Source organism: Pseudomonas sp. BIGb0176 (genome assembly GCF_024810175.1).
In the GTDB taxonomy this organism is placed as follows: domain Bacteria; phylum Pseudomonadota; class Gammaproteobacteria; order Pseudomonadales; family Pseudomonadaceae; genus Aquipseudomonas; species Aquipseudomonas protegens.
Genome location: NZ_JANUEC010000001.1, coordinates 1,280,727 through 1,303,029 on the forward strand (window position 1 = coordinate 1,280,727; position 22,303 = coordinate 1,303,029).

18 protein-coding genes are annotated in these 22,303 nt (G+C 65.0%); 8 read left to right on the plus strand and 10 right to left on the minus strand.

The genetic code is table 11. From position 1 onward, the window contains the following. Positions 1 to 69: 69 nt before the first annotated feature. From M2395_RS05515 to M2395_RS05545, 7 genes are all read right to left on the minus strand, one after another. Positions 70 to 1,008: a carbohydrate kinase gene (locus tag M2395_RS05515; protein WP_041118255.1), complete on the minus strand. Its 939-nt coding sequence runs from the start codon at positions 1,006 to 1,008 to the stop codon at positions 70 to 72. Positions 1,009 to 1,021: 13 nt separating this feature from the next. Then, positions 1,022 to 2,518, minus strand: coding sequence for a xylulokinase (gene xylB / locus M2395_RS05520; protein ID WP_065364091.1), 1,497 nt, complete (start codon positions 2,516 to 2,518; stop codon positions 1,022 to 1,024). Positions 2,519 to 2,699: 181 nt separating this feature from the next. Continuing rightward, positions 2,700 to 4,181 carry a mannitol dehydrogenase family protein gene (locus M2395_RS05525; RefSeq protein ID WP_019093973.1) on the minus strand — a complete coding sequence of 494 codons (1,482 nt, stop codon included), beginning with the start codon at positions 4,179 to 4,181 and terminating at the stop codon, positions 2,700 to 2,702. A 16-nt stretch (positions 4,182 to 4,197) separates the two neighbouring features. Beyond that, the gene (locus M2395_RS05530) at positions 4,198 to 5,301 is read right to left on the minus strand and encodes an ABC transporter ATP-binding protein (protein ID WP_053151714.1); all 1,104 of its coding nucleotides are present in this window, start codon (positions 5,299 to 5,301) and stop codon (positions 4,198 to 4,200) included. Between the two features lie 23 nt (positions 5,302 to 5,324). Next, positions 5,325 to 6,155 carry a carbohydrate ABC transporter permease gene (locus M2395_RS05535; protein WP_011061359.1) on the minus strand — a complete coding sequence of 277 codons (831 nt, stop codon included), beginning with the start codon at positions 6,153 to 6,155 and terminating at the stop codon, positions 5,325 to 5,327. Positions 6,156 to 6,165: 10 nt separating this feature from the next. Then, positions 6,166 to 7,092 (minus strand): carbohydrate ABC transporter permease, encoded by a 927-nt coding sequence (locus M2395_RS05540; RefSeq protein WP_011061358.1) that lies wholly within the window; start codon positions 7,090 to 7,092, stop codon positions 6,166 to 6,168. Positions 7,093 to 7,249: 157 nt separating this feature from the next. After that, a complete protein-coding gene (locus M2395_RS05545) occupies positions 7,250 to 8,521 on the minus strand; it encodes a sugar ABC transporter substrate-binding protein (RefSeq protein WP_233447071.1) in 1,272 nt (423 codons plus the stop codon). A gap of 93 nt (positions 8,522 to 8,614) precedes the next feature. Here M2395_RS05545 and M2395_RS05550 point away from each other — a divergent pair, with 93 nt between their 5' ends. Continuing rightward, the gene (locus M2395_RS05550; RefSeq protein WP_015635661.1) at positions 8,615 to 8,902 is read left to right on the plus strand and encodes a hypothetical protein; all 288 of its coding nucleotides are present in this window, start codon (positions 8,615 to 8,617) and stop codon (positions 8,900 to 8,902) included. Here the strand turns inward: M2395_RS05550 and M2395_RS05555 are convergent. Beyond that, entirely contained in the window at positions 8,890 to 11,100 is a 2,211-nt protein-coding gene (locus tag M2395_RS05555) for a TonB-dependent siderophore receptor (protein WP_123430745.1), read from the minus strand. The two genes, M2395_RS05550 and M2395_RS05555, sit on opposite strands and share 13 nt — an antisense overlap. A gap of 338 nt (positions 11,101 to 11,438) precedes the next feature. Between M2395_RS05555 and M2395_RS05560 the strand changes: the two genes are divergently transcribed. The 6 genes from M2395_RS05560 (at position 11,439) to M2395_RS05585 (ending at position 18,595) form a co-directional block, all read left to right on the plus strand. Continuing rightward, complete coding sequence (locus M2395_RS05560) at positions 11,439 to 12,461, plus strand: AraC family transcriptional regulator (RefSeq protein WP_041120647.1); 1,023 nt, start codon at positions 11,439 to 11,441, stop codon at positions 12,459 to 12,461. Between the two features lie 556 nt (positions 12,462 to 13,017). Further along, a complete protein-coding gene (locus M2395_RS05565; RefSeq protein ID WP_015635658.1) occupies positions 13,018 to 14,682 on the plus strand; it encodes an AMP-binding protein in 1,665 nt (554 codons plus the stop codon). A gap of 14 nt (positions 14,683 to 14,696) precedes the next feature. Then, on the plus strand, positions 14,697 to 15,458 hold the full coding sequence (locus M2395_RS05570) for an SDR family NAD(P)-dependent oxidoreductase (protein WP_041752261.1): 762 nt from the start codon (positions 14,697 to 14,699) through the stop codon (positions 15,456 to 15,458). 12 nt (positions 15,459 to 15,470) lie between these two features. Beyond that, positions 15,471 to 16,661, plus strand: coding sequence for an acetyl-CoA C-acyltransferase (locus M2395_RS05575; RefSeq protein WP_011061353.1), 1,191 nt, complete (start codon positions 15,471 to 15,473; stop codon positions 16,659 to 16,661). A gap of 12 nt (positions 16,662 to 16,673) precedes the next feature. Continuing rightward, positions 16,674 to 17,801 carry an acyl-CoA dehydrogenase gene (locus M2395_RS05580; RefSeq protein WP_123430746.1) on the plus strand — a complete coding sequence of 376 codons (1,128 nt, stop codon included), beginning with the start codon at positions 16,674 to 16,676 and terminating at the stop codon, positions 17,799 to 17,801. 20 nt (positions 17,802 to 17,821) lie between these two features. Further along, a complete protein-coding gene (locus M2395_RS05585) occupies positions 17,822 to 18,595 on the plus strand; it encodes an enoyl-CoA hydratase (protein WP_015635655.1) in 774 nt (257 codons plus the stop codon). 161 nt (positions 18,596 to 18,756) lie between these two features. Here M2395_RS05585 and M2395_RS05590 read toward each other — a convergent pair whose 3' ends face one another. Both M2395_RS05590 and M2395_RS05595 read right to left on the minus strand, forming a co-directional pair. Beyond that, complete coding sequence (locus M2395_RS05590; protein WP_011061350.1) at positions 18,757 to 19,908, minus strand: acyl-CoA dehydrogenase family protein; 1,152 nt, start codon at positions 19,906 to 19,908, stop codon at positions 18,757 to 18,759. Between the two features lie 4 nt (positions 19,909 to 19,912). Next, entirely contained in the window at positions 19,913 to 21,019 is a 1,107-nt protein-coding gene (locus M2395_RS05595) for an enoyl-CoA hydratase/isomerase family protein (RefSeq protein ID WP_123430757.1), read from the minus strand. A 460-nt stretch (positions 21,020 to 21,479) separates the two neighbouring features. On the opposite strand from M2395_RS05595, the gene M2395_RS05600 reads away from it, so the two are divergent. Beyond that, on the plus strand, positions 21,480 to 22,259 hold the full coding sequence (locus M2395_RS05600; RefSeq protein ID WP_011061348.1) for a transporter substrate-binding domain-containing protein: 780 nt from the start codon (positions 21,480 to 21,482) through the stop codon (positions 22,257 to 22,259). The last annotated feature ends 44 nt before the right edge of the window (positions 22,260 to 22,303 follow it).

Here is a 22,303-nt window from a genome sequence, read left to right on the forward strand (position 1 = left end):
GGCTGGCCAGCGAAGGCGGTAGCCGCAATTGCGCAAGGCTTGCGGGCCTCTTCGCCGGCAAGCCGGCGGCTACGGGAGTTGATGCCGGTACGGCAGGTCCGGGCCGGTGCGGGTGCAGGTCTGGGCCGCGGCGTTGACGGCGAAACGCAGCAGGGCGTCGGTCTGTTCGCGATCGAGCTGTTCAAGGCCCTGGGGGGAATCCAGGCCCTGTTCGGTCAGCCAGGTGATCAGCGCGGCCTGGAAGGTATCTCCGGCGCCCACGGTGTCGGCAACCTCCACCCGGGGCGCGTCCACCGACCAGCTGCCATGCCCGCGGCTGAACACCGTCGCGCCCTGGCTGCCACGGGTCAGGAACACCAGCCGGGCATTGCCTTGCAGCCAACCCCGGATCAGCGTCTCGGGCGCCTGCCCGGGGTACAGCTGGGTCAGGTCTTCGTCGCTGACCTTGATCAGGTCGGCATGGCCGGCCAGTTCGGCGATGCGCTGGCGCCACAGCTGGATATCCGGCTGCGGGTTGAGCCGTACGTTGGGGTCCAGGCTGATCAGCCGCTGCCCCCGCTCACGGCGCACCAGGGCCAGCAAGGTATCGGCAATCGGCTGCACCACCAGGGCAAACGAGCCGATATGCAGCCCGCGCACCTGTGCGTCGAGCTGCGGCAGGTGCTCTTCTTGCAACTGGCGATCGGCACAGCCCTCGCCGCGAAAGCTGTAGTGGGGCGAGCCATCGGCGCCCACGGCCACCATGGCCAGGGTGGTGGGGGCGTCGAATTCCCGCAGGTAGCGGGTATCCACGCCTTCGTTTTCCAACACCCGCCGCAGGCGCTGGCCCAGGTAGTCCCGGGACAGCCCGGCCAGCAGGGCGACATCGACGCCCAGGCGGCGCAGGCCCACTGCCACGTTGAACGGCGAGCCCCCGGCGATCGCCTGGAACGCCACTTTACTGGCCGGGGCCCCGGCCTCATCCGCGCTGAAAAAGTCGAACAGCGCTTCGCCACACACCAGATACATAGTCATTCGCTCTTCAAAGGCTTGCCAGTTGCTGTCGATAGCGCTGGTACACCGGTTCGTAGGCCGCCACGTGTTCGGCCCGGGGCTGGGTTTCGCTGCCCGGGTCGAGGCGCACGCAGCGCTCGCAGAGTTGTTGCAGGTCCAGGTCCGGATCGTCCTGCCGGCCATGGCACCAGGCTGCCTGGATCGCCGCGCCCAATGCGGCGGCTTCGGCCTCGCGGGGGCAGATCACCGGGGCATGCATGATATCGGCGACCATCTGCCGCCACAGCAGACTTTTCGCACCGCCGCCGATCAGCCGGATGCTCTGGCTGTGCAGGCCTGCTGCGCGCAACAGGTCGAGGCCATAGCGCAAACCGAAGGTGGTGCCTTCCACCACCGCGCGGCACAGGTTGGCCGGGGTCAGGTTGTCCAGGGTCATGCCGTGCAGGCTGCCCTGGGCCTGGGGCAGGGCGGGCACTCGCTCGCCGTTGAAGAACGGCAGCAGGCACAGCCCCTCGGCCCCGATGGGGGCCTGCTCCAGGCGCTGGTTGAAAGCGGCAAGGTCCAGGCCCAGCAGTTCGCGCACCAGGGTGGTGGCGTTGGTCAGGTTCATGGTGCAGATCAGCGGCAGCCAGCCACCGCTGGACGAACAGAAGGTCGCCACCGAAGGCTCGGGGCTGATCAGCGGGCGCTCGGCGTAGGCATACACGGTGCCGGAAGAGCCCAGGCTCATGGTGATGATTCCGGGCTGGATATTGCCGGTGCCGATGGCCCCCAGCATGTTGTCGCCACCGCCGCTGGCCACCCAGGCATCCGCGCTGATCCCCAGTTGCCGGGCGACCGGCGCAAGGATCCGGCCCACAGGCTGGTGCGCTTCGAGCAACGGCGGCAAGGCCCGCTCCAGGCGCCCGCTGGGGTCGATATGGGCCAGCAGGGCGCGGTCCCAGTCGCGCCTGCGCACATCGAAATAGCCGCTGCCCGAGGCATCGCCGTACTCGCTGCAGCAGCGCCCGGTCAGCCAGAAATTGAGGTAGTCGTGGGGCAGCAGGATATGCGCAATGCGCTGGAACAGTTCCGGGTGCTGCTCCCGGGTCCAGAGCAGTTTCGACACCGTGTAGCCCGGGGCAATGGCCAGCCCCAGGCGCTCCAGGGAGCCCTGGGTGCCCCCCAGCCAGTCCAGCAGGCGCTGGTTTTCGGCGCTGCTTTGGGTATCGCACCACAGCTTGGCCGGGCGCAGCACCTGGCCCTGGTCATCCAGCAGCACCAGACCGTGCTGCTGGCCGCAAACCCCGACACCGAGCACCTGCCGGCCATCCACCCCGGCCGCCTGCAAGGCCTGCCGAGTGGCGCTGGTGCAGGCTTGCAGCCACTGCGCGGGATCCTGTTCGCGGCAGCCATTGGCGCCGCTGATCAGGCTGTGGGGCGCAGCGCCCCGGCCCAGGACGGTGCCGCTCCGGCTGTCGAGGATCAGCGCCTTGGTGCCCTGGGTGCCGCAGTCGAGGCCGAGAAAAAGCGCGGGTTGAGTCATCGTCGCTCCTGGTGAGGGTGGTTACTGTCGAGCTGTAGCCGCTGCCGAGCCTGAGGCGAGGCTGCGCTAAGGCCCGCAGGTCCTTGCCTGGCGATCTGCAGCCGAACCTGCAGCGTCCTTGTAATCGCTGCATCTTCTTCGACGCAGTGCCGCCCAGGCCGTTCGCAGCCTGCGGCAGCGGCTACACGGGCCTGGCCAACAACCGCTCCAGCGTCTTGCTCACGCCATGTTCGCGCAAGCTGTTGAAGCAGCGCTCGAAAGCATCGACAAACGCGCTGGAATGGGGAATCGCCGAGCCGAAGATTTCTTCCACCGCCAGCAAACGCTGGGTCAGCAAGGTATCGTCGGCCACCAGGGCCTGGCAGAACTCGGCCCGCGGGTCGGGAACCCGGTAGCTCAGGCCATTCTCGTCCACGCCCTTGAGGTACAGGGCCCAGGCCGCCACCACCAGGGCCGCACGCTCGGTATCACGGCCATCGGCGATCAGCCGGTTGATGGTAGGCACGGTGAACTTGGGAAACTTCGACGAACCGTCGCTGCACACCCGCTCCAGCTGGTCGGCGATCGCCTGGTTGGAGAAGCGCTGGACCAGGGTGTCCTTGTAGGCCGCCAGGTCGATGCCCGGTACCGGCGCCAGTTGCGGGGTTACGTCCAGGTCCATGTAGGCGCGCATGTAGGCGACGAACAGCGGGTCGTTCATGGTTTCGTGGACGAAGCGGTAGCCCTTGAGAAAGCCCAGGTAGGTCAGGGCCAGGTGGCTGCCGTTGAGCAGCTTGATCTTCATCTCCTCATAGGGCGTGACGTCGTCGGTGAACTGCACGCCGACCTGTTCCCAGGCCGGCCGGCCATTGCAGAACTTGTCTTCCAGGACCCACTGCACAAAGGGCTCGCAGACGACCGGCCAGGCATCGTCGATGCCGTGCTCATCGTGCAGTTGCAGGCGGTGGGCGGTGCTGGTCATGGGGGTGATGCGGTCGACCATGGCGTTGGGAAAGCTCACGTGGCGCTCGATCCAGTCATGCAGGTCGGCGTCGCGGCGGGCGGCGAAGGCCAGCAGCGCCTTGCGGGTCACCGCGCCGTTGTGGGGCAGGTTGTCACAGGACATCAGGGTAAAGGCCGGGATCCCCGCGGCCCGGCGCAGGGCCAGGGCCGCGCAGAGAAAGCCGAATACCGTGCGCGGCTGTTGCGGATGGGCCAGGTCGTGCTGGATCTGCGGCAGGTGCAGCATGAACTCGCCCGTGCTGTCGTCGATGCAGTAGCCGCCCTCGGTGATGGTCAGGGAGACGATGCGGATCTCCGGGCTGGCCAGCTTGTCGATCAGCGCCTGGGCGTCGTCCTCGGCCAGCAGCATCTGGCTGATGGCGCCGATCACCCGCACCTCGTGGTCGTCGCCATCGCCCAGCTCGTACAGGGTGTAGAGGTAGTCCTGGCCGGCCAGATCGTCCCGCGCTCGGCGGTCTTCGGAGCGCAGGCCGACCCCGCAGATGCTCCAGTCCAGGCCCTGGCCCAGGTTCATCAGGGCATCGGTGTAATAGGCCTGGTGGGCCCGGTGAAAGCCGCCGACGCCAATGTGCGCGATGCCCTGGCGGGTGGCGGTGACGGTGTAGGCGGGTACCCGCACCTGGGGCGGCAGTTGGCTGAGGTTCAAGCGTTTGAGTTTCATGCAGGACTCTCTGGGATCAGGCGGCGGCGCGCAGGGGGCGGGACACGGCGCCCCCCTGGGCATCGAATAGATGGCAGTGCTGGGGGGCCAGGTGCAGGTGCAGCTGTTCGCCGTAGCGGCTCGCCAGGTCACCGCGGATACGCAGGGTCAGGGCTTCACCGCAGCTGCTGCGGACATGGCAGAAGGTGTCGCTGCCCAGGCGCTCGGCCACGTCGCTGGTGACTGCCAGGCTGCCCGGGCCGGGCTCGCCCAGCTCCAGATGCTCGGGGCGGATGCCCAGGGTCACCTCGCTGCCCGGGCTCAGTTGCGCACCGCTCTGCTCCAGGCGCAGGCGTGCCCCGGCATCCAGCTGGACCTCGCAGCCCTGGCCGTCGACGTGGCTGATGCGGCCCTTGAGAAAGCCCATCTTCGGCGTGCCGAGAAAGCCTGCGACAAACAGGTTGGCTGGGCGATGGTAGAGCTCCAGGGGCGAGCCCACCTGTTCCACCCGGCCACCGTTGAGCACCACCACCTTGTCTGCCAGGGTCATGGCTTCCACCTGGTCGTGGGTCACGTAGATCATGGTGGCCTGCAGTTCCTTGTGCAGGCGCGCCAGTTCCAGGCGCATCTGTACCCGCAGGGCGGCATCGAGGTTGGACAGCGGTTCGTCGAACAGGAAGATCTTCGGGTTGCGCACAATGGCCCGGCCAATGGCCACGCGCTGGCGCTGGCCGCCAGACAGCTGCTTGGGCTTGCGTTCGAGCATCGGCCCCAGTTCCAGGATGCGCGCCGCCTCGTCGATCTTCTGCTGCACCAGGGCCTTGTCGACCCCCGCCAGGTCCAGGGCGAAGGACATGTTCTTGCGCACGCTCATGTGCGGGTACAGGGCGTAGGTCTGGAACACCATGGCCAGGTCGCGCTTGGCCGGGCTGACTTCGGTGATGTCGCGACCGTCCAGCTCGATGCTGCCGCCGCTGACTTCCTCCAGCCCGGCGATCAGCCGCAGCAGGGTGGACTTGCCGCAGCCCGAGGGGCCGACGAAGACCACGAACTCCTTGTCGTTCACCTCAAGGTCGATGCCCTTGATGATGTCGAAGCCTTCGAAGCCTTTTTGCAGGTTGTTGATTTTCAGGTGAGCCATGGGATGTCTCCGCAATTTCAGAGTTACTTCACCGCGCCAAAGGACAGGCCGCGCACCAACTGCTTCTGGCTGATCCAGCCGAAGATCAGGATCGGCGCGCAGGCCAGGGTCGAGACCGCCGAGAGCTTGGCCCAGAACAGCCCTTCGGGGCTGGAGTAGGAGGCGATCAGCGCGGTCAGCGGTGCGGCGTTGGAAGAGGTCAGGTTCAGCGACCAGAAGGCCTCGTTCCAGCACAGGATCAGCGACAGCAGTGCAGTGGAGGCCAGGCCACCCTTGGCGATGGGCATCAGCACCCGCAGCATTTCCTGGGCCAGTGTGGCGCCGTCCAGGCGGGCGGCTTCGAGGATGTCCCGGGGGATGTCCTTGAAGTAGGTGTAAACCATCCACACCACGATCGGCAGGTTGATCAGGGTGTAGATCACGATCAGCGCGATGCGCGTATCCAGCAGGCCGAAACTCTTGGCCAGCAGGTAGATGGGCATCAGCACGCCCACCGGCGGCAGCATCTTGGTGGAGAGCATCCACAGCAGGGTGCGCTTGGTGTTGCGGGTTTCAAAGAAGGCCATGGAGTAGGCCGCCGGCACCGCGATCAGCAGGCACAGGGCGGTCGCGCTGAAGGAAATCACCACCGAGTTCCAGGCGAAGGCCAGGTAGTTGCTGCGCTCGTTGATGTGCAGGTAGTTCTCGAGCGTTGGCGTGAAGATGAATTGCGGCGGCGTGGCAAAGGCGTCGATCTCGCTCTTGAAGCTGGTCAGCACCATCCAGAAGATCGGGAAGAAGATCAGGATCGCGATGGCCCAGGCCAGGGTGCCCAGTAGCAGGCTTTGCAGGCGTCGGGATTGTTGCAGGGTCATGGCGGCCACCTCAGCTCTGGTCAGTCAGGTTTTTGCCGATCATCCGCACCAGGATGATCGCGGCGATGTTGGCGATGACCACGGCGATCAGCCCGCCGGCCGAAGCCATGCCGACGTCGAACTGCACCAGGGCCTGGTTGTAGATCAGGTACGCCAGGTTGGTGGAGGCGTAGCCCGGGCCACCGTTGGTGGTGGTGAAGATCTCGGCGAACACCGACAGCAGGAAGATGGTCTCGATCATCACCACCACGGCAATCGGCCGGGCCAGGTGCGGCAGGGTCAGGTGCCAGAAGATGGCGATGGGCCCGGCACCATCGAGGCGCGCGGCTTCCTTTTGTTCCTGGTCCAGGGACTGCATGGCGGTCATCAGGATCAGGATGGCGAACGGCAGCCACTGCCAGGAAACGATGACGATGATCGACAGCAGCGGGTAGTGCGCCAGCCAGTCCACCGGCTGGGCGCCGAACAGTTTCCACAGCGCGGCGAGGATCCCCGACACCGGGTGGAAGATCAGGTTCTTCCAGATCAGCGCGCCCACCGTGGGCATGATGAAGAACGGCGAGATCAGCAGCACCCGGACGATGCCCCGGCCGAGGAACTCGCTGGCCTCCAGCAGGGCGCTGATCAGTACCCCGAACACCACGCTGATCAGCAGTACGCTGCCCACCAGCAACAGGGTGTTGGTGGCCCCGGGCACAAAGCCCGAATCACTGAGGAAGTAGCTGAAGTTCTCCAGGCCGACGAACTGGTTCTCGCCGGGGTACAGCAGGTTGTAGCGGATCACTGAAAAGTACAGGGTCATGCCCAGGGGCACGATCATCCACAGCAGCAACAGCGCCACCGAGGGGCTGACCAGGAACCAGCCGGGGTTGGCCAGGCGGCTTTTGCGAGGCGCCGCCTGCGGTTGCACATGCAGCTTGGCAGTCGAGGTATTCATAAGGGTCACAACCAGTTGGGTACAGGGGGGCGCGACACGGCGCTGGCACGGCCGGGCTGCCCGTAGGTGCTGGCTTGCCAGCGAAGGCGCCCTTGAACACTGCGCAAGACTCAAGGGCCTCTTCGCCGGCAAGCCGGCTCCTACAGGGAGAGCCGGGTTATTTCGGGTAGCCGGCGCGTTTCATTTCCCGTTCGGTGCTCTGCTGCGCGGCCGCCAGGGCCTGGTCCACCGTGGTCTGGCCGATCAGGGCGGCGGAAAACAACTTGCCGACCTGGGTGCCAATGGCCTGGAACTCGGGGATGGTCACCAGTTGGATGCCGACGTAGGGCACGGGCTTTAGGGTGGGCTTGCTCGGGTCGGCGACCTTCAGCGATTCCAGGGTGACCCTGGCGAACGGCGCGGCCTGCATGTAGGCCTCGCTGTAGGTGGAGGCGCGGGTGCCCGGCGGCACATTGGCGATGCCATCCTTCTCGGCCACCAGGGCCGCGTACTGCTTGGAAGTGGCCCAGGCACTGAAGGTCTTGGCGGCGTCCTTGGCCTTGGAACTGGCGGGGATCGCCAGGGACCATGAGTACAGCCAGGCGCTGCCCTTGTCAGTGACCTGGTGCGGCGCGTAGGTGAAGCCCACATGGTCGGCGACCTTGCTCTGGCTCTTGTCGGTGACGAAAGAGCCGGCCACGCTGGCGTCGACCCAGATCGCGCACTTGCCGCTGTTGAACAGCGCCAGGTTTTCGTTGAAACCGTTGCTCGAAGCCCCCGGCGGGCCGGACTTCTTCATGTTGTCGGCATAGAAGGTCAGGGCGTTCTTCCATTCCGGCCCGGTGAACTCCGGCTGCCACTTCTCATCGAACCAGCGCGCCCCGTAGCTGTTGGCCAGGGTGCCGATCAGCGCCATGTTTTCGCCCCAGCCGGCCTTGCCCCGCAGGCACAGGCCGTACTGTTCCTGGTCGGGCTTGTTGAGCTTGGCGGCGAATTCGCCGATCTGCTCCCAGGTCGGCCGCTCGGGCATGCTCAGGCCGGCCTCCTTGAACAGGTCGGTGCGGTAGTAGGTCATGGAGCTTTCGGCGTAGAACGGCAGGGCGTAGAGAGTGCCCTTGACCGACAGGCCCTCGCGCACCGAAGGGAAGACATCGTCCAGCTCATAGCTGGCCGGCAGGTCCTGCATCGGTTGCAACCAGCCCTTGGCGCCCCAGAGTGCGGCTTCGTACATGCCGATGGTGAGCACGTCGAATTGCCCGCCCTGGGTGGCGATGTCGGTGGTCAGGCGCTGGCGCAGCACGTTCTCTTCCAGCACCACCCAGTTCAGCTTGATGTCCGGGTGCTCGGCCTCGAAGGTCTTGGACAGGCGTTGCATGCGGATCATGTCGCTGTTGTTGACGGTGGCGATGGTCAGGGTCTGGGCGCCAAGGGTGACGCTGCTGAGGGTCATGCAGGTGGTGAGGAGCAGGGCTTTGCTGCAGGGTTTCATCGTTCACTCCTGTCCTGCGCCGGTGAGGGCTGCAGAAGGACGGTTATTGTTGTTATGTCTTCCTCTGCCGAGGAAGAAGGTGGGCTGATTACAGCCCTCAACGACCGCTCTGACAAATCATCCATAACACTGAAACCGATACTTTTTTGCACTGCACTGAAAACGTTCGGCCGGCGCCAGCCGCCATTGGGCAAGGATTTGTCCGGCCTTGCCGGGAAAAATCGAGAAAATTGCGTATTGGTTTGCTGCGTAGTCGGGCTTGCCGGGCGAAAAACCGCGCAGAACGGCGGCGAGGCCCTGGCCAAAAGGGCTTCGCCTGGAGGGGTGGGTCAGAACGAATAGCTGGCTGTCATGATCGCCGAGCGTGCATCGCCGTATTCGATGGCCGAGGAGCGGGCGGTTGAGCCACTCTGCTGGCGTACTCGTTCCACGTAGTCTTTGTCGAACAGGTTATTGACGTTCAGTTGCAGGTCGAGATTGCGGTTGACCTTGTAGCTGAGCATGGCGTTGTGTACCCAGTAGGCGTCCAGCTTGGCCTGGGTGCTGGAGGTGACGTTGCGTTCGCTGACATAACGAGTGCCGTAACCCAGGGTCCAGCCAGCCGGCCATTCGTAGGTGGTCCAGAGGTTGAACGAGCGCGGTGGGGTGTTGCCCAGGGCTTGGCCCTTGCGGGCGATCCCGGAAGCGGTGTCCGCGGCCTTCAGGGTCTCGCTGTTGAGGAAGGTGTAGTTGGCGAACAGGTTCCAATGCTCGGTCACACGCCCCGTGAGGCCCAGTTCGACGCCCTGTACCCGCTTCTTGCCGGCCAGTTGGGTGGAACCGTCGGACATGGTTTCCCGGGCATTGCTCTTCTCCACGCGAAACAGCGCGGCGTCCAGCTCCAGGCGCTTGTCCAGCAGTTCCCACTTGGTGCCCAGCTCCCAGGTTTCGTTCTTCTCCGGCGCCAGCTCCTCGGTATTGGCGTTGAGGCCGCTGCCGGTCGAGGCGAGGTTCTCGGCGGAGGGGTTGAAGGAGTTGCCCCAGGCGGCATAGATCCGCCCGTTCTCGGTTGGCTTGAACACCAGGCCCGTGCGGGCGCTGACCTTGGCGTCATCGGAGGCGCGCTTCGAGGTTTTCACATGGGCCCCGGAGTAGCTGTCAGCCTTGCCGCGGATCTTGTCATAGCGCAGGCCCAGGTTGAGGTCCCATTGTTCATGCAGGGCGATGTTGTCGAACAGGTACAGCGCCTGGTCCGTCAGGCGAGTCTCGGTGTAGCCGCCGGTGGTCTTGCTGATCGGACCATTCCAGCGTCCGGGTGGATGGCCCAGGTCATAGCCGAGGGCCGGGTAGAGGGTGCTGCCCAGGCCGTGACTGTAGGTCTTCAGGTCCAGGGTTTCGTGAGACAGCTCCAGGCCCACCGTCAGATCATGGCGCATCCCGGCGAGCTCGAAATCGCCGATGAGGTTGCTCTGGTTGATCCACATCTCGGTGGTAGCGTCGCGCCCATAGGCCTGGGGCCCCGCCGGCAGGTAGCGGCCCGGCGGGACACGGCTGGTGTTGGTATGGGACGCGGAGACAATGGTGTCGCGTGCGGTGTGGCTGTAGCGCGTCAAGTTCTGCAGGCGCAGGTAGTTGTTGAACTCATGCTCGAAGTTGGCGGTGAAGGCGCTCTGCTCGATCTGTTCCTTGTCGAGGTTCTTCCAGCCGAAGTAGGCATCGCGCTTGACGCCGGCCAGCCTCTTGCCGTCGCGCGCCGGCACGCTGTAGTCGGGAAGGTTGTCGTCGCTTTGGTGGAAAACGCTGAGAGTCAGGCGGGTGGTGTCGTTGAAACCCAGCCGCAGTGACGGAGCAATGCCCCAGCGCTGGCGGTCGATCTTCTCGCGGTCGGGCACATCGTTCTGATGCCCCATGAGGTTGATGCGCAGCGCACTGTTGGTGCCGACGCCTTCCAGCGGCTGGTTGCCGTCCAGGGTCAACCGGTAGTAGTTGTCGCTGCCAATACTGCCGCCCAGACGGGTGAAAGCCTGGTCCCTGGGCTGCTTGCTGGCCACGTTGATGCTGCCGCCAGTGGTGCCGGCACCGCCGAATACCGAGTTGGGGCCCTTGATGACCTCGACCTGTTCGACGTTGAACGTGTCGGAACGGTTGCTTTGCGCGCTGTCGCGCAGGCCGTCGATCTGTAGGTTGCTGTTGGCCGAAAAGCCGCGGATGTTGATGCTGTCTCCCGAGCCGCCGCCACCTTCGCCGGCGTTGAAGGTAATGCCGGAGACGTTGGATAGCACTTGGCGCAGGTTCAGCGCCTGCTGCTCCTGGATCACCTGGGAGGGGATCGTGGTAATGGTTTGCGGGGTATCCAGAAGAGGCGCGACGTATTTGGCGGAGGACGAGCGCTCGACCTTGTAGCCGCGATGCTCTTCGGTCTCGATCTTGATGCTGTCCAGCTGCAGCGGTTTCTGCTGTTCTGCGGCGCCGCCAACGCCTGGTACAGAGGCGATCGCGAAGCCGATGGTGGAGGCCAGGAAGTGGCGTGGCGGCAAGGCAGGTGGGGATTTTTTATTCATTGGAATCACTCGTTTGCTTGATGAGATCAAGTCGCAAACGAGACTAATTCCTAGTAACTGCGCATTCAATGATGCTTATGCAGACCTGGCTACATTCAGTCTTTTCCTAGCAACTCTTGGGATAAATCACTTCCTTATGGGTATTTATCTTGTCCTGGTGGCGACCATTTCAGCGTGGTCTCGGGTTTACTTCTGAACATCGGACGCAGTCCGCTGCTACCGGGCCCTGGCTGGCGGAGAGTGGCAAAGGGCATGCAGGGGGGGACCAAAGCCCACTGGCTTTTTCCCGGTCACTGCCTAAGATGGCCATCCCAGGATTGAGTAAACCGTTGGCCGCGATGTCGGAAAAAGACACCATCTCCATGCAACTGGTGCGCGAGGCACTGCTGCAAAGCTGCGCCCCGGGCGCCGCCACCGATGAAGTGCTGCACAAGGTCGGGATCGACCCGGCGGGCCTGCAGCAGGGCACGGCGCGGGTACCGGCCAGTGCCTATGCACGGCTCTGGCGCTTGCTGGCGCGGCGCCTGGACGATGAGTTCTTCGGCATGGACCCGCGCCGCCTGAAGTCCGGCAGCCTGGCCTTTCTCTGCCGCTCGGCCATGGCCCAGCCGACCCTGGCCAGCGGGTTGGACTCGGTGCTGGGCTTTCTGACGCTGATGTTCGAGCGCATGCCGGCGCAGCTGGTGCACCAGCAGAGCCTGGCGGAAATCGTCCTGCTGGAGGATGAACACGAGCCGCGGCGGGCCTTTACCTACTTCACCTACTGGATGATTGTCCACGGCGTGGCCTGCTGGTTGGCGGGCCGGCGCATTCCGATCCTGGCCATCGAGCTGCGCGGCCCGCAGCCGGATTTCTGCGACGACTACCGGGTGATGTTCTCCGACAACCTGCGTTTCGAGCGGCCGCGCACGCGGATGATCATCGCCGCCGACTGCCTGGACCTGCCGATCAAGCGCAGCGAGGAAGAGCTCAAGCGCTTCCTGGCCCATGCCCCGGCCAACATCCTGGTCAAGTACCGCGACCCCGAGAGCCTGGCCAGCCGCATCAAGCAGCAGTTGCGGCAACTGCCAGGGGAGCAGTGGCCCGAGAGCGAAAGCCTGGCCCAGAGCCTGTGCATGTCCGCCTCGACCCTGCGCCGGCGCCTGGCCGAAGAGGGCCAGAGCTACCAGGCGCTCAAGGACAGCGTGCGCAAGGAACTGGCGATTGTCTGGCTGGCCGAGCCGCAGATCAGCTTTGCCGAGATAGCCGGGCGCCTGGGGTTTGCCGACACCAGCTCGTTCTACAAGGCCTTTCGCAAATGGTCCGGTTCCAACCCCGGGCATTACCGCAGCCTGATCCTCAACGACCCGCACCTCTCGTAGGAGCCGGCTTGCCGGCGAAGGGGCCCGCAAGCCCTGCACCGCCCGAGACGACGCCTTCGCTGGCAAGCCAGCTCCTACACAGGCGGTAACCCCATCCCCCGTAGGAGCCGGCTTGCCGGCGAAGAGGCCAGCAAAGCTTGCACCGCTCGCGCCGACGCCTTCGCTGGCAAGCCAGCTCCTACACAGGCGCTAACCCTCATCCCCCGTAGGAGCCGGCTTGCCGGCGAAAGGGCCCGCAAGCCTTGCACCGCCCGGGCCGACGCCTTCGCTGGCAAGCCAGCTCCTACACAGACGGTAACCCCCATCCCCCGTAGGAGCCGGCTTGCCGGCGAAAGGGCCCGCAAGTCTTGCACCGCTCGGGCTGACGCCTTCGCTGGCAAGCCAGCGCCTACGGCAATTTCAGGTGCCGCCGCCAACCGTGGCGGGGCGTGCTCTTGGCCAAACCGGTCACGCAACTTGATAGCTTTGACCATTGTTCCACGAGGGCTCTGGCGCCAGTATTTCCCTGATTTTCATGAGGTTCCCATCCTAATAAGAACAGTGAGGGATTCTGGCAATGCGCAACTACCTGTCTGCTATCAAGGAATTCGATTATCAGCACACCATGGAGTCGGCCCTGGCGGGCTCGCTCTCAGCCCTCAATGCCTGTGTCGAGTGCTGCGACCGGCATGCCTTGCCCGGGCGCATCGCGCTGTTCTGGGAAGGCCGGGACGGCAGCAGCGCCAGCTACACCTTCACTGAACTGCAGGACAAGGCCGGGCGCCTGGCCAACTTCTTCCTGGCCCAGGGGGTCGGCAAGGGCGACAAGGTCGCCGGGCTGCTGCCACGCAATGTCGAACTCTTGATCACGGTGCTGGCCACCTGGCGCATTGGCGCGGTGTACCAGCCGCTGTTCACCGCCTTCGGCCCCAAGGCCATCGAGCACCGTCTCAACAGCTCCAAGGCCAAGCTGGTGGTCAGCGACGCGGTGAACCGGCCCAAGCTGGCGGAAGTCGCCGAGTGCCCGACCATCGTCACGGTCGCAGGCGCCAAGGGCCAGGGCATCGTGCGTGGCGATTTCAGCTTCTGGGCCGAGCTGGAACAGTACCCGGCCCAGTGCGAGCCCGTGCTGCTGACCGGCGAAGACCCATTCCTGCTGATGTTCACCTCGGGCACCACCGGCCCCTCGAAAGCCCTGGAAGTACCGCTCAAAGCGATTGTCGCGTTCCAGGCCTACACCCGCGACGCGGTGGACCTGCGCCCGGAAGACGCCTTCTGGAACGTCGCCGACCCGGGCTGGGCCTACGGCATCTACTTCGGCGTCACCGGGCCCTTGGGCCTGGGCCACCCGATCACCTTCTACGATGGCCCCTTCACCCTGGAAAGCACCTGCCGGGTGATCAACAAGTACGGCATCACCAACCTCACCGGTTCGCCCACTGCCTACCGCCTGCTGATCGCTGGCGGCGACCAGTTCGCCCGTTCGATCAAGGGCCGCCTGCGTATCGTCAGCAGCGCCGGCGAGCCGCTCAACCCCGAAGTCATCCGCTGGTTCGCCGAACAACTGGGCGTGGTGATCCACGACCACTACGGCCAGACCGAGCTGGGCATGGTGCTGTGCAACCACCACGGCCTGGAGCACCCGGTGCATGTCGGCGCCGCCGGTTTCGCCTCGCCGGGCCACCGCATCGTGGTGCTGGATGAGCACTACCAGGAACTGGGCGTCGGCCAGCCGGGGATTCTGGCCATCGACCGCAGCCGGTCACCCATGTGCTGGTTCGCCGGTTACGCCGGGGTGCCGACCAAGGCCTTTGTCGGCAACTACTACTTAAGCGGCGATACCGTGGAGTTGAACCAGGACGGCAGCATCAGCTTCGTGGGCCGCAGTGACGATGTGATCACCACCTCCGGCTACCGGGTCGGCCCGTTCGACGTGGAAAGCGCGCTGATCGAACACCCGGCCGTGGTGGAAGCGGCGGTGGTGGGCAAGCCCGATCCGGAGCGCACCGAACTGGTCAAGGCCTTCGTGGTGCTCAGCGAGCAGTACCGCGCCACCGATGAGCTGGCAGAGGAGTTGCGCCAGCACGTGCGCAAGCGCCTGGCGGCTCATTCCTACCCCCGTGAAATCGAATTTGTCAGCGAATTGCCGAAGACCCCAAGCGGCAAATTGCAGCGCTTTATCTTGCGCAACCAGGAAATCGCCAAGGCTCAAGAGGCCGCGGCGTCAACAGCTACCGCATGAACAGGATTTGAATGATGGACATTGCAAACCAGGTGTTTCTCGTCAGTGGCGGCGCTTCCGGCCTGGGAGCCGCCAGCGCCGAAATGCTGGTCGCCGCCGGCGCCAGGGTGATGCTGGTGGACCTCAATGCCGAGGCCGTGGCGGCCAAGGCCCAGCAGCTGGGCTGCCAGAGCGTGGTGGCCGACATCAGCCAGGAAGCCGCGGCCGAAGCGGCGGTGCAGGCCACGGTCAAGGCCTTTGGCGGGCTCAACGGCCTGGTCAACTGCGCCGGCATCGTGCGTGGCGAGAAAATCCTCGGCAAGAACGGCCCCCACACCCTGGCCAGCTTCAGCCAGGTGATCAACGTCAACCTGATCGGCAGCTTCAACCTGCTGCGCCTGGCAGCAGCAGCCATTGCCGAAAGCCCGGCCAATGCCGACGGCGAGCGCGGGGTGATCATCAACACGGCGTCCATCGCCGCCTTCGACGGGCAGATCGGCCAGGCGGCCTACGCTGCCTCCAAGGGCGCCATCGCCAGCCTGACCCTGCCGGTGGCCCGGGAGCTGGCACGCTTCGGCATCCGGGTGATGACCATCGCCCCGGGTATTTTCGAAACCCCGATGATGGCCGGCATGAGCGACGAAGTGCGGGCCGGCCTGGCCGCCGGCGTGCCATTCCCGCCACGCCTGGGCAAGCCCGCCGAGTACGCCGCGCTGGTGCGGCACATCATTGAAAACAGCATGCTCAACGGCGAGGTGATCCGTCTCGACGGCGCCTTGCGCATGGCCGCCAAATAAGGAGGATTCATCATGTCCATTGCCCAAGATCCGATTGTCATCGTCAGCGCCGTCCGTACCCCCATGGGCGGTTTCCAGGGAGACCTCAAAGGCCTCAGCGCGCCGCAACTGGGGAGCGAAGCCATTCGCGCCGCAGTCCAGCGCGCCGGCATTGCACCGCAGGCGGTCGAAGAAGTGCTGTTCGGCTGCGTGCTGTCCGCCGGCCTCGGCCAGGCCCCGGCCCGTCAGGCCGCCCTGGGCGCCGGCCTGGACAAGGGCACCCGCTGCACCACCCTGAACAAGATGTGCGGTTCCGGCATGGAGGCCACCATCCTGGCCCACGACATGCTGTTGGCCGGCAGCGCCGAGGTGGTGATCGCCGGTGGCATGGAAAGCATGTCCAACGCCCCGTACCTGCTGGACCGCGCTCGCAGCGGCTACCGCATGGGCCACGGCAAGGTGCTGGACCACATGTTCCTCGACGGCCTGGAAGACGCCTACGACAAGGGCCGCCTGATGGGCACCTTCGCCGAGGATTGCGCCGAGGCCAACGGCTTCACCCGCCAGGCCCAGGACGATTTCGCCGTGGCTTCCCTGACCCGTGCCCAGCAGGCGATCAAGGATGGCCTGTTCAAGGACGAGATCGTTCCCCTGCAGGTGATGGTCGGCAAGGAGTCGAAGCTGATCAGCGACGACGAGCAGCCGCCCAAGGCCAAGCTGGACAAGATCCCCACCTTGAAACCGGCGTTCCGCGACGGTGGCACCGTGACTGCGGCCAACTCCAGCTCGATCTCCGACGGCGCCGCGGCCCTGGTGCTGATGCGCCGCTCCGAAGCTGACAAGCGCGGCCTCAAGCCCCTGGCAGTGATCCACGGCCACGCGGCCTTCGCCGATACCCCCGGGCTGTTCCCGGTGGCCCCGGTGGGTGCCATCGAGCGGCTGATGAAGAAGACCGGCTGGTCGTTGAACGAGGTCGACCTGTTCGAGATCAACGAAGCCTTCGCCGTGGTCAGCCTGGTCACCATGAGCAAGCTGGAAATCCCCCACGCCAAGGTCAACGTGCACGGCGGCGCTTGCGCCCTGGGCCACCCGATCGGCGCTTCCGGTGCGCGGATCCTGGTGACCCTGCTGTCGGCCCTGCGCCAGAAAGGCCTCAAGCGTGGCGTGGCCGCGATCTGCATCGGCGGTGGTGAAGCCACGGCCATGGCCGTTGAATGCCTGTAACGAGGAATCCCGATGTTGCCCAATGACGAACAACTGCAGATCAGCGACGCGGCCCGGCAATTTGCCCAGGAGCGCCTCAAGCCTTTCGCCGCCGACTGGGACCGCGAGCACCGCTTTCCCAAGGAAGCCATTGCCGAGATGGCCGAGCTGGGTTTCTTCGGCATGCTGGTGCCCGAGCAGTGGGGCGGGTGCGACACCGGCTACCTGGCCTATGTCATGGCCCTGGAGGAAGTCGCCGCCGGTGATGGCGCCTGTTCCACCATCATGAGCGTGCACAACTCGGTGGGCTGCGTGCCGATCCTCAAATTCGGCAACGATGACCAGAAGGAACGCTTCCTCAAGCCCCTGGCCAGTGGCGCCATGCTCGGCGCCTTCGCCCTGACCGAACCCCAGGCCGGCTCCGATGCCAGCAGCCTGAAGACCCGGGCCCGCCGCGACGGCGACCACTATGTGCTCAACGGCTGCAAGCAGTTCATCACCTCCGGGCAGAACGCCGGGGTGGTGATCGTGTTCGCGGTCACCGACCCGGCGGCCGGCAAGCGCGGCATCAGTGCCTTTATCGTGCCCACCGACTCGCCGGGCTATAAGGTCGCGCGCGTCGAGGACAAGCTCGGCCAGCACGCCTCCGACACCTGCCAGATCCTCTTCGAGGATGTGAAGGTGCCGCTGGCCAACCGCCTGGGCAAGGAGGGCGAGGGCTACAAGATCGCCCTGGCCAACCTTGAAGGCGGGCGCGTGGGCATTGCCTCGCAATCGGTGGGCATGGCCCGGGCCGCATTCGAAGCGGCACGGGATTACGCCCGTGAGCGCGAAACCTTCGGCAAGCCGATCATCGAGCACCAGGCCGTGGCCTTCCGCCTGGCGGACATGGCCACCCAGATCGCCGTGGCGCGGCAGATGGTGCACTACGCCGCGGCCCTGCGCGACAGCGGCAAGCCGGCGCTGGTGGAGGCCTCGATGGCCAAGCTGTTCGCCTCGGAAATGGCCGAGAAGGTCTGTTCCGCGGCCTTGCAAACCCTGGGCGGCTATGGCTATTTGAGCGACTTCCCGGTGGAGCGGATCTACCGCGATGTGCGCATCTGCCAGATCTACGAAGGCACCAGCGACATTCAGCGCATGGTCATTTCGCGCAATCTCTGACTTTTAGCAGGAGCTGATTCATGAGCTACGAAACCATTCTGTTGGACATCAAGGGCCGGGTTGGCCTGATCACTCTCAACCGCCCCCAGGCGCTGAACGCCCTCAATGCACAGATCGTCGGCGAGGTGAACCAGGCCCTGGATCGCCTGGAGGCCGACCCGCAGATCGGCTGCATCGTCATCACCGGTTCCAAGAAAGCCTTCGCCGCCGGTGCCGACATCAAGGAAATGGCCGAGCTGAGCTACCCGCAGATCTACCTCGACGACCTATTCAGCGACAGTGACCGCGTGGCCAACCGGCGCAAGCCGATCATCGCCGCGGTCAACGGCTTCGCCCTGGGCGGCGGTTGCGAACTGGCGCTGATGTGCGACTTCATCCTGGCTGGCGACAACGCCAAGTTCGGCCAACCGGAAATCAACCTCGGCGTGCTGCCGGGCATGGGCGGCACCCAGCGCCTGACCCGCGCGGTCGGCAAGGCCAAGGCCATGGAAATGTGCCTGACCGGGCGTTTTATCGACGCCGTGGAAGCCGAGCGCTGCGGCATCGTCGCACGCATCGTGCCGGCCGATGATCTGGTGGAAGAAGCCCTGAAAGTGGCGGCGGTGATTGCCGGCAAATCGATCCCGGTGAGCATGATGATCAAGGAAAGCGTGAACCGCGCCTTTGAAGTCAGCCTGTCCGAGGGCGTGCGCTTCGAGCGCCGGGTATTCCACGCCGCCTTCGCCACCCAGGACCAGAAAGAAGGCATGGCCGCCTTCATCGCCAAGCGTGACCCGCAGTTCAAGGATCAGTAACCGCAGCGTCCTAGCCACGTAGGAGCTGGCTTGCCAGCGAAGGCGTCCCCGAGGGCAGCGCATGACTCAGGGGCCTGCTCGCCGGCAAGCCGGCTCCCACGAGGGAACAGCCAAAAAAAATCGCAGCCCCGGCTGCGATTTTTTGTTTTCGGCGTCAATGCCTACAGCTGGTAATGCTTCAACTCGCGAGCGATCAGCAGGCGCTGGATCTCGCTGGAGCCTTCGTAGATCTGGGTAATTCGCGCGTCGCGGTAGTAGCGTTCCACCGGATAGTCTTCCAGGTAGCCGTAGCCGCCATGGATCTGCATGGCCGAGGAGCAGACCTTCTCGGCCATTTCCGAGGCGAACAGCTTGGCCTGGGAAGCCTCCGACAGGCACGGCTGGCCCGCGCTGCGCAGGCGCGCGGCGTGGAGGATCAGCAGGCGGGCGGCATTCAGGCGGGTGTGCATGTCGGCCAGCAGGTTGGCGATGCTCTGGTGTTCGATGATCGGCTTGTCGAACTGCACCCGCTCCCGGGCGTAGGCCAGGGCGGCTTCAAAGGCGGCGCGGGCGATGCCCAGGGCCTGGGCGGCGATGCCGATGCGCCCGCCTTCGAGGTTGGACAGGGCGATGGCCAGGCCCTTGCCCCGTTCACCCAGCAGGTTGGCCTCGGGGATGGTGCATTGGTTGAGGGTCACGGCGCAGGTGTCGGAGGCGCGGATGCCCATCTTGTGTTCGGTGCGGTCGACGATGAAGCCCGGGGTGTCGGTGGGCACCAGGAACGCCGACAGGCCTTTCTTGCCCAGTTCCGGGTCGGTCACTGCAAAAACGATGGCTAGCTGGGCGCGCTTGCCGTTGCTGACGAACTGCTTGGCGCCGTTGATTACCCACTGGCCGTCCCGCAGTTCGGCGCGGGTGCGCAGGTTGTGGGCTTCGGAGCCGGCCTGGGGTTCGGTCAGGCAGAAGCAGCCGATGGCTTCGCCAGCGGCCAGGCGCGGCAGCCATTGCTGCTTTTGTTCCTGGCTGCCGTAGTTGAGGATCGGCCCGCAGCCCACCGAGTTGTGGATGCTCATCAGGGCACCGGTGGCGCCGTCGCCGGCGGCGATTTCTTCCACTGCCAGGGCATAGGCCACGTAGTCCAGGTAGCTGCCGCCCCATTCCTCGGGAACCACCATGCCCAGCAGGCCCAGTTCGCCCATCTTGCGCACCAGGCCATCGTCGATCCAGCCGGCCTTTTCCCAGGCCTGGGCATGGGGGGCGATCTCGCCTCGGGCGAAGTCCCGGGCCATGTCGCGGATCATCACTTGCTCTTCGGTCAGTTCAATGTCGTGCATGAGTTCAGCTCCCGCTGCCGTCAAAACCGCTGAAGAAGCTCGCCACCCGATCGGCGTCGAGGGCCGCCAGGGTGGGCGGATTCCAGTGCGGAGTCTTGTCTTTGTCGATGATCAGGGCGCGTACGCCTTCCATCAGGTCGCCACGCTCGAACCACTGCCGGTCCAGGTGCAGTTCCAGGGCGAAGCATTGTTCCAGGCTCAACTGGCGGCCGTGGCGCAGCATTTCCAGGGTCACGGCCATGGCCAGGGGAGAGCGGGTTTCCAGCAGGTCGGCGGTGCTGCGCGCCCATTCATGGCTGTCGGCAACGGTGACGGTACGCAGTTGCTCGACGATGCTGGGTACGTCCGCCTGGGCGAAGAAGTGGTCGATGACCGGGCGCAAAGCTTGCAGGGGCGCATCGGGCAGGGTCTGCACCGCGAGCCTGGCCAGCAGGCCTTGCAGGTCCTTGAGGGGCGAGTCGCTCCAGTGCAGGCGGTCCAGGCGCTGGTTCAGCAGGTCCAGCTTGCTGCTGTCCAGGTGCCAGTCGGCCAGGCCGCAGTACAGGGCATCGGCGGCGCGGATCTGCACGCCGCTGACTCCGAGATAGATCCCCAGCTCCCCGGGTATGCGCGACAGGAAGTAACTGCCGCCAACATCCGGGAAGTAACCGATGGCCACCTCCGGCATCGCCAGGCGGCTGCGCTCGGTGACTACCCGCAGGTCGGCGCCTTGCACCAGGCCCATGCCGCCACCCAGGACAAAACCGTCCATCAGCGCCAGCACCGGCTTGCGGTAGTGGTGGATGGTCAGGTCAAGGGCGTATTCCTCGACGAAGAAGTCTTGGTGCAGGCTGTCGCCGCTGTGGTAGCTGTCGTACAGCGAGCGGATATCGCCGCCGGCGCAGAAAGCCTTGTCCCCCGCGCCACGCAGGACGACGGCGTGGATCAACGGATCCTGGGCCCAGTGGTCCAGGTGCTGCTGCAAGGTGCGGACCATCGACAGGGTGATGGCGTTGAGGCCGGCGGGGCGGTTTAGGGTCAGGTAGCCGATGTGGTTGCGCACCTCGACCAACACTTCGTCCGGGGTGGCGTCGCAGGCCTGGCTCGCCTGGGATGAAACCTGAGCAGTCATCACTAACTCCCTGCTTTTATTGTTTTTTATATGAGGCTCGCGCGCGAGCATCGGCGGATCGTAGCAGTGCAAATTTGCCAATTACAACCCGGAAAGCTGCAGGTCGACTGTGCATTTTTGCATGACAAAAAAACACGCCCTGGCCTTGCGCAACCGCTCTGGACCAAGGTGTAGAGCCTTGACGACAGAATCGGCTGTGAAATAGCCGTTATCAGCCGATCCCGGCTGTTTCAGGCGCCCCTTACGACACCTGGGCCACTTCGGCAGTTGGCATTCTGGCGCTCCGTTGCAGCGTAGACCGCGGCAACCAGGAACGGGTTCGGCTCTGCGCGCCAAACCCGGCCAATAACAACAAGAACCCGACTGCGGCGACCCCGCATCCACTCTCTGCCCCTGTCACAAGTGGGGCCTGGCATTGCTGCCGGGCCGCTATAAATCCAAATAATCCGGGACTCTGAAGATGACTAAACACTGGCTGGCTGTGCCGTTACTGGCAATTGCGTGCGTTTCCATGGGCGCCAGCGCCAAGGAATGGAAAGAACTGCGCTTTGGCGTCAACCCGAGCTATCCGCCCTTTGAATCCACCACGGCAGGCGGCGGCGTGCAGGGCTTCGGGGTCGACCTGGGCAACGCCATCTGCGCCGAGCTCAAGCTCAAGTGCGTGTGGGTCAGCAACGACTTCGACGGCCTGATCCCGGCACTCAAGGCCGGCAAGTTCGACGCCATCGAGTCCTCCATGACCGTTACCGATGCGCGGCGCAAGCAGATCGACTTCAGCGACCGGCTGTACGCCGGCCCCACGGCCATCGTCACGCGCAAGGGCTCGGGCCTCGAACCCACCGGCGAATCGCTGAAGGGCAAGACCCTGGGCTACATGCAGGGCACCGTCCAGGAAACCTACGCCAGGGCCAAGCTGGGCCCGGCGGGGGTCAAGCTGCGGGCCTACCAGAACCAGGACCAGGTCTATGCCGACCTGGTCTACGGCCGGCTGGACGCCTCGATCCAGGACAAGCTGCAAGCGCAGATGAGCTTCCTCGCATCACCCCAGGGCGCCGACTTCGAGAACAGCGTCGGCATCAGCGACCCTCTGGTGCCGTCGGAGATCGCCATTGGCCTGCGCAAGGACCAGGACGAGCTCAAGGCCATGCTCAATGGCGCCATCCAGGCGCTGCATGAGAAGGGCATCTACGCCCAGATCCAGCGCAAGTACTTCGGCGACCTCGACCTCTACAACAACTGATCGCCCACGGCGGGCCCCGGGACTGTTACCCAGTATCCCGGGCC

What these genes read in the sequence shown, in the direction of transcription:
- M2395_RS05545 (WP_233447071.1), bottom strand. Translation starts at nt 8,521, where the DNA reads ATGACCCTCAGCAGCGTCACCCTTGGCGCCCAGACCCTGACCATCGCC.
- M2395_RS05530 (WP_053151714.1), bottom strand. Translation starts at nt 5,301, where the DNA reads ATGGCTCACCTGAAAATCAACAACCTGCAAAAAGGCTTCGAAGGCTTC.
- M2395_RS05515 (WP_041118255.1), bottom strand. Translation starts at nt 1,008, where the DNA reads ATGTATCTGGTGTGTGGCGAAGCGCTGTTCGACTTTTTCAGCGCGGAT.
- xylB (WP_065364091.1), bottom strand. Translation starts at nt 2,518, where the DNA reads ATGACTCAACCCGCGCTTTTTCTCGGCCTCGACTGCGGCACCCAGGGC.
- M2395_RS05595 (WP_123430757.1), bottom strand. Translation starts at nt 21,019, where the DNA reads ATGACTGCTCAGGTTTCATCCCAGGCGAGCCAGGCCTGCGACGCCACC.
- M2395_RS05540 (WP_011061358.1), bottom strand. Translation starts at nt 7,092, where the DNA reads ATGAATACCTCGACTGCCAAGCTGCATGTGCAACCGCAGGCGGCGCCT.
- M2395_RS05570 (WP_041752261.1), top strand. Translation starts at nt 14,697, where the DNA reads ATGGACATTGCAAACCAGGTGTTTCTCGTCAGTGGCGGCGCTTCCGGC.
- M2395_RS05575 (WP_011061353.1), top strand. Translation starts at nt 15,471, where the DNA reads ATGTCCATTGCCCAAGATCCGATTGTCATCGTCAGCGCCGTCCGTACC.
- M2395_RS05585 (WP_015635655.1), top strand. Translation starts at nt 17,822, where the DNA reads ATGAGCTACGAAACCATTCTGTTGGACATCAAGGGCCGGGTTGGCCTG.
- M2395_RS05525 (WP_019093973.1), bottom strand. Translation starts at nt 4,181, where the DNA reads ATGAAACTCAAACGCTTGAACCTCAGCCAACTGCCGCCCCAGGTGCGG.
- M2395_RS05590 (WP_011061350.1), bottom strand. Translation starts at nt 19,908, where the DNA reads ATGCACGACATTGAACTGACCGAAGAGCAAGTGATGATCCGCGACATG.
- M2395_RS05565 (WP_015635658.1), top strand. Translation starts at nt 13,018, where the DNA reads ATGCGCAACTACCTGTCTGCTATCAAGGAATTCGATTATCAGCACACC.
- M2395_RS05535 (WP_011061359.1), bottom strand. Translation starts at nt 6,155, where the DNA reads ATGACCCTGCAACAATCCCGACGCCTGCAAAGCCTGCTACTGGGCACC.
- M2395_RS05560 (WP_041120647.1), top strand. Translation starts at nt 11,439, where the DNA reads ATGTCGGAAAAAGACACCATCTCCATGCAACTGGTGCGCGAGGCACTG.
- M2395_RS05600 (WP_011061348.1), top strand. Translation starts at nt 21,480, where the DNA reads ATGACTAAACACTGGCTGGCTGTGCCGTTACTGGCAATTGCGTGCGTT.
- M2395_RS05580 (WP_123430746.1), top strand. Translation starts at nt 16,674, where the DNA reads ATGTTGCCCAATGACGAACAACTGCAGATCAGCGACGCGGCCCGGCAA.
- M2395_RS05555 (WP_123430745.1), bottom strand. Translation starts at nt 11,100, where the DNA reads ATGAATAAAAAATCCCCACCTGCCTTGCCGCCACGCCACTTCCTGGCC.
- M2395_RS05550 (WP_015635661.1), top strand. Translation starts at nt 8,615, where the DNA reads ATGTCTTCCTCTGCCGAGGAAGAAGGTGGGCTGATTACAGCCCTCAAC.